Genomic DNA, 6539 nt, shown 5'->3' with positions numbered 1-6539 from the left:
ACTGGCTCACTTGCCAGCTCAAGCTCTGGCTCAACTTCCGATTCTGCGGCAGGCTCTAACTGCGCGTCCGCCAAGGCATCTTCTTCGGTGTACTCGGATAAATCGAGTTCATTAAGCGCAGTAAGGTCACTTTCATCATTAGATGCTTCTGCAGCCAACGGCTCCGACTCAGGCTCAATTTCGGTCTCAACTTGTTGTTCGTCGAATGCAGAAGACGGAGTGACTTCAGCCAATTGAGGCTCATCATTCTCTTCTGGCAGCTCCAAATCGTTAAGAGTGAGAGACTCCTCGACAGACTGAGAAAGCGCGTCAGGGGCTAACGCATCATCAGACGTATCCACTGTATTTGATTGCGGCTGCGCAGCCAAATCTGCCAGTAATTCATCCGCCGTTTCATTTGTGGCGGTAGTCTGCTCTGGCAAATCATCCTCAGCCGAAGATAGCTCAAGCTCAGCATTACCCTCTAAAGTTGGTGAGGAGTCATCCTCATCAAAGACCCAATCCTCATCTTGAGGAGTACCAAACTCATTGGCGGGTAGCGCACTTGGCTGCGGTAAGTCGTCTTCCAGACCACCTTCAATTTCAGGATTGAAATCAAAATCATCCGCTTGTGCGAAAGCTTCATTTTCATCGAGTACAGGTTCAAGTAACGGATCTTTTGCGGGTGCCGAGTTGAGTAAGTCGTCAATGAAGGTATCGCTATTAAACTCATCTTCGGTTGCCAACTCCGGGAGTGATTCTGCTGGCTCTGGATGCTGCTCAATTTCAAGCAACTCATCAAAAAGCTCAGTACCATCTTCTACACTGAGTTTTTCCGGTGCCACTGAGAATTCTGTAGCTTCGATGGATTCATCATCCAAGTCCAGATCATCCAGTAATTCATCCAAAAGCTCAGTGCTGTTTTGGTCAATTTCAAGCCCAGAGGCAAGCTCTTCGGGCACGGGTTCCCCCAACACCTCATTGAGTAACTGAGTACTATCTTCCTCTAAATCTAAAATGGGCTCTTCAGGTTGAAGAAGATCCGCAGTTTGGGCATCAAACTCATCGTTTTCTGGCTTATCAAAATCATCCAACAACTCATCTAAAAGCTCGGTACTCTCTTCGCTCAGAGGAACATCTTGTTCAGCGAGTATTTCATCAAGTAATGCCGTTTCATCTATCGCTTTGGCTTCAAGTTGCTCAAGGTCAGCTTGCTCTTCGATAGAGGCAAACAGGTCATCCAAATCTTGGTCACCCGCTACGCCTGCACCACTGAGATCAAATTCGTCATTATCCTCTTCACTGAGCGACGCCAGCTCATCATTGAGTAGCGTATCCAAGGTTTCGGTATCTTGGATCGCGGGTTCATCATCTAATGCGTCGAGTTCACTGGCGAGTAAGTCATCCAGCAGCGATTGATCCACTTTGCCATCGCTAAGCAGCTCATTCTCTTCATCACCGGATAACAGCGCTTCGATGTCATCCTCCGACATTTGATTTTCATCAGCCAAGTCAAAAGAATTCAGATCATCGTTGTCGGTTGGTTCACTAACATCATTTAGTGCGCGCTCCATCTCCTCAAGTCCGAGCGCTTTATCATCAGCGTTAACAGAAATGCCGTTGGCACTTTCATTTAGAGCATCAAATTCGGTATCGAGATCGCCATCATCATCAATTCCTACAAACAGATCATCGCTGTCCTGTCCATCAAGATTGAAATCAAGATCGGTTTCGTTCAGATCGGCGAAGACATCATCTTCATCCGAGAACGCTTTTTCAGCGTCATTTTCTTCTTTGTCATCGGTGGTACTGAAGAGGTCATCATCCAACAGCAGGTCATCGCCAATATCTTCCGTCTGTTCTGGACCTAAAGTGACAGGCGCCGCGGTTGGCATTTCAGAAGTGATATTGTTTTGCGTTGGATTCTCTTGCTGAGCACTTGAGCGGCGGTTAAGCAGCAGAAGCACTACGATAGCAATCAGTAGACCGGGGATTAGCGCTAACAATGCCACTAACCAGCCATTAGAAAGCAAATTATCTAAAGCTGATGGCGCAAGACGCGAAGCTTCTTCCGCTTTACGGCGCTCTTCTTCCAACAATCTCTCGACTTCACTGCGGATGCGGTTCTCATCACCCAGCTCTTCTTTGAGAGTACTGACTTCCGATTGCACTTGCGAAAGCATCAAGCGCAAGGTGTGATTCTTCTCTTCCAGAGCCATTACTTCAGCATCTGTTGATTGGCTGGGTTTAGCGGGTGTCTTGAGCTCAGTAGGCGCTTTCTCTTGCGGCGCGGTCGTAGGGGTGACTTGAGGTGGCGTTTGCGCGACCGCTTCTACTTTTGGCGTTGCAACAGGAGCAGGACGAGGAGGAGCTACAGGCCTCACTGGCGTATCGGGTGTTTGGTTTAATTTTGCTTGGTGAGACGCCATGATGTTGACAGCGTCTTGAGTACTATTGCGACTGATTTGTGCCAGTGACGGAACACGTAGAGTACTACCTGGAATCAGAGTGTGAATATTCTGATTTTCAAACGCCTGAGGATTGAGCTGATAAATGGCCAATAACGTTTGTTGCACCGTGACGCTGGAAGAAGGCCGTAACTGGCTGGCTATCGACCACAAAGTCTGGTTGGCTGAGGTAGGCCCGAAAAATCGACCGGGTTCATTATTAGCCGAATTGCGAACAATATTTTCACTATATTGGGGCGTGGGTTGTACTTGGCCATCAGGGCCAACAAGACGAATGCTTTCTGCACTGACGAAAGAAGTCTGAGTAACGACCATTACTGCCACTGGCAGCAGGAGTCGTTGGAAAAATCGACGCATAAAAGGCTCAGTATGTGCTTTGAATTTTGAAGTACGGAGATTGGTTAAATATATCGGATCCACCTAGCAAAACTATAGACTGGCTGGCAAAAAATGTGTCACGACCGGAATAATCGCAGGAATCTCACACAAATTTCAGTCCTAGCGTGAGGCAACACCGCTTTCTCCACGCCTAAAAACAAAGCCAGCACGTTGGCTGGCTTTGCATTTTACTCTCGTTTTTCGGCTTACTCTTCGTCAATTTTGGCGAAACTATCGCGCAAACCAACAGTGCGGTTAAAGACCAAAGCCTGCGGGCTAGAATCTTTGTTATCGGCACAGAAATAGCCCATACGCTCAAACTGATAACCAAATTCAGGTTTTGCTTCGACTAAGCTTGGCTCAACATAACCTTGAACTTTTACCAGAGATTCTGGGTTAATGGTTTCGGCAAAGTTATCCGCCGCACCTGGATTGGGTACAGTGAACAGACGCTCGTAGAGACGAAACTCAGCAGGAACGCCTTTTTCAGCAGATACCCAGTGAATAACACCTTTCACTTTACGACCATCGGCTGGGTTTTTACCCAAGGTTTCAGGATCGTAAGAACAGAAGATTGTGGTGATATTACCTTGTTCATCTTTTTCGATGCGCTCAGCTTTGATGACGTAAGCACCACGCAGACGCACTTCTTTGCCTAACACCAAACGCTTGTATTTCTTGTTGGCTTCTTCGCGGAAATCTTCGCGTTCAATCCACAACTCACGGGTAAATGGCACTTCGCGATCGCCCATCTCAGGTTTGTTCGGATGGTTAGCCAGCGTCAAGGTTTCCACTGTGCCTGAGGCAAAGTTCTCAATCACAAGTTTAACCGGATCCAGAACAGCCATCGCACGTGGCGCATTTTCGTTAAGATCATCACGAATACAAGACTCTAATGCACTGTATTCAATCATGTTTTCTTGCTTAGTCACACCAATGCGCTTACAGAATTCACGAATAGCGCTTGGCGTGAAGCCACGGCGACGCAGGCCTGAAATGGTCGGCATACGTGGATCATCCCAACCTGTGACCAATTTTTCGGTCACTAGCTGGTTCAGTTTACGCTTAGACATCACGGTATATTCGAGATTTAAGCGGCTGAATTCATACTGGCGTGGATGGCATGGAATCGTGATGTTATCAAGAACCCAATCATACAGACGGCGGTTGTCTTGGAATTCCAAAGTACAAATAGAGTGCGTAATGCCTTCGAGCGCATCAGAAATACAGTGTGTGAAATCGTACATCGGATAGATGCACCACTTGTCACCCGTTTGGTGGTGTTCAGCAAAACGCACACGGTACAAAACAGGATCACGCATTACGATAAAAGACGATGCCATATCGATTTTTGCACGTAGACAAGCTTGACCTTCTGCAAATTCACCCGCACGCATTTTTTCAAACAGCGCTAGGTTTTCTTCTACGCTACGATCGCGGTATGGGCTGTGCTTACCAGGCTCAGTTAGAGTGCCACGGTATTCACGAATTTGCTCAGGCGTCAGTTCATCCACATACGCCAAGCCTTTTTGAATCAGCTCAATCGCGTATTCATACAACTTGTCAAAATAGTCAGAGGAGTAACACACCTCACCTGACCAATCAAAACCTAGCCAAGTCACATCTTTTTTGATCGACTCAACATATTCAAGGTTCTCTTTTTCTGGGTTTGTATCATCAAAGCGCAGGTTGCACTGCCCTTGATAATCCTGAGCAATACCGAAATTCAGACAGATTGACTTGGCGTGACCGATGTGCAGGTAGCCATTCGGCTCCGGCGGGAAACGAGTATGCACGGTCGTGTGTTTACCATCCGCAAGATCTTTATCGATAATTTGGCGGATGAAGTTCGATGGACGAGCCTCAGCTTCACTCATCTATAGCACCTCAAAATTCATTTAGTATTGTCAGAAAGCGTTTCTGCTTCTTGTACCATCAAGGCTAGAAAACAGAAAATATTGCCGCTAATCATCCACAATTCTTGCGGTGGGCACAATAAAAACTATGGATTTCTTGTGATTATTTCTACGGTTCGATGCTTATATCGCCACTTCTCAAGCGGTAAATAAGTAAAAAGCCTTCGCTTTCGCGAAGGCTTTGATTCAGGCTAGGGTTTAAACTCGATTAAGGCAGTTTAACGTCAGAAAGATCTTCTTTCGGGCTGATGGCTTTCATCTCACCCGCGACGATTTCTGCTAGAGGGCCAAGGATAACTTGCAGGTTATTTTCACCCAGTTTCACAACACCTTTCGCGCCTAGTTTCTTCAGTACCGCTTCATCTGCAACAGAGCGGTCTTTCAGAGTCAGACGTAGACGTGTGATACACGCATCGATAGATGTCAGGTTTTCATGACCACCCAGTGCTTTCAGGTATTGGCGAGCCAAATCACCTTTAGATGCATCAGCGGAATCTGTTTCTGTTTCCACTTCTTCGTCTTCACGACCTGGAGATTTCAGGTTGAACGCACGAATGGCGAATGTGAACGTAAAGAAGTACAGAGCAAAGAACGCCAGACCAATCACAAACAGAGTTGCAGGTTTCGTTGCTAGACCCCAGTTCAACAGGAAGTCGATAAGACCTGCTGAGAAACCGAAACCATGCAGTGTGCCAAACATGTTAGCCACAACCAGTGACAGACCTGTAAATACCGCATGCATTGCATACAGCGCAGGTGCTAGGAACACAAACATGAACTCTAGAGGCTCAGTGATACCTGTTAGGAATGAACAGAACGCAACAGAGAACAGTGCACCACCCACTTGGTGACGACGCTCAGCTGGAGCGGCTAGGTACATAGCAAGTGCAGCACCTGGTAGACCGAACATCATGACAGGGAAGAAGCCGTTCATGAATACCCCAGCGCTCTTATCGCCGCCGAAGAAACGGTGTAGGTCGCCAGATTTAACCACTTCAGTCACTTCTTTTACCACAGCTGTGATTTCAGGCGTTACCGCATTTTTGAACGCAAAAGTATGCTCTTGACCCACAACTAGGGTTTTCGCTAGAGCTGGATCCACACACAATTTTTCGAGTGCAGGCAGTGCTTGACCAGCGGCTTGAGCACCTGAAACTAGGATCTCTTGACAGGTACCCATGCCGAACCAGAAGTAAGAGTTCAGAACGTGGTGTAAACCTACAGGGATCAGAGCACGGTTCAGAGTACCGTAAACAAATTGGCCTAAAGCACCTGATGTAGAGACGGCATGCGCCAGCGCATCTAATCCACCTTGAATTGATGGCCAGATAACGCCAGAAAGCGCACCAGCAACCAGAGCGAACAGACCCGCCATAATTGGCACTAAACGCTTACCAGCAAAGAATGCTAGCCACTCTGGCAGACGTGTAGTGTGGAACGCGTTGTAAGAGTGCCCTGCGATGATACCTGCGAAGATACCGCCGAAGAAAGACATGTTGATTGAAGCATCAATCGTTTTTGCTGTTGCAGTCAGAACAAAGTAAGCTACTGCACCCGCTAGACCTGCGGCGCCAGATCCATCTTTCGATAAACCAATGGCAATACCCAAACCAAACAGTAGTGGCAGCTGGCTAAAAATTGCATCGCCCGCTGCAGCCATGAATGGAATGCCTAACAGGTCTGGTTGACCTAAACGAAGTAAGAGCGCCGCTACAGGTAGCGTAGCGATAGGTAGCATCAATGCTTTACCTAACTTTTGCGCATATCCAAGAATATTCACCTTAAGTTCCCCCTATAG

At 47.3% G+C, this 6539-nt stretch carries 2 protein-coding genes and 1 pseudogene; all 3 read right to left on the bottom strand.

The genetic code is table 11. From position 1 onward, the window contains the following. Window positions 1-2867, bottom strand: a pseudogene (hubP, locus tag GOU96_RS02150) (polar hub landmark protein HubP); the annotation flags it as partial. 164 nt (window positions 2868-3031) lie between these two features. After that, complete coding sequence (glnS, locus tag GOU96_RS02145; protein ID WP_148514582.1) at window positions 3032-4702, bottom strand: glutamine--tRNA ligase; 1671 nt, start codon at window positions 4700-4702, stop codon at window positions 3032-3034. 247 nt (window positions 4703-4949) lie between these two features. Continuing rightward, window positions 4950-6521, bottom strand: a complete 1572-nt coding sequence (gene nagE / locus GOU96_RS02140; RefSeq protein WP_001023172.1) for an N-acetylglucosamine-specific PTS transporter subunit IIBC — start codon at window positions 6519-6521, stop codon at window positions 4950-4952. Window positions 6522-6539 lie beyond the last annotated feature (18 nt).

This window comes from Vibrio sp. R-1 (assembly GCF_035615595.1).
Taxonomy (GTDB): domain Bacteria; phylum Pseudomonadota; class Gammaproteobacteria; order Enterobacterales; family Vibrionaceae; genus Vibrio; species Vibrio cholerae.
This window is presented reverse-complemented; position numbering and strand designations above follow the sequence as displayed.

What these genes read in the sequence shown, in the direction of transcription:
- glnS (WP_148514582.1), bottom strand. Translation starts at nt 4,702, where the DNA reads ATGAGTGAAGCTGAGGCTCGTCCATCGAACTTCATCCGCCAAATTATC.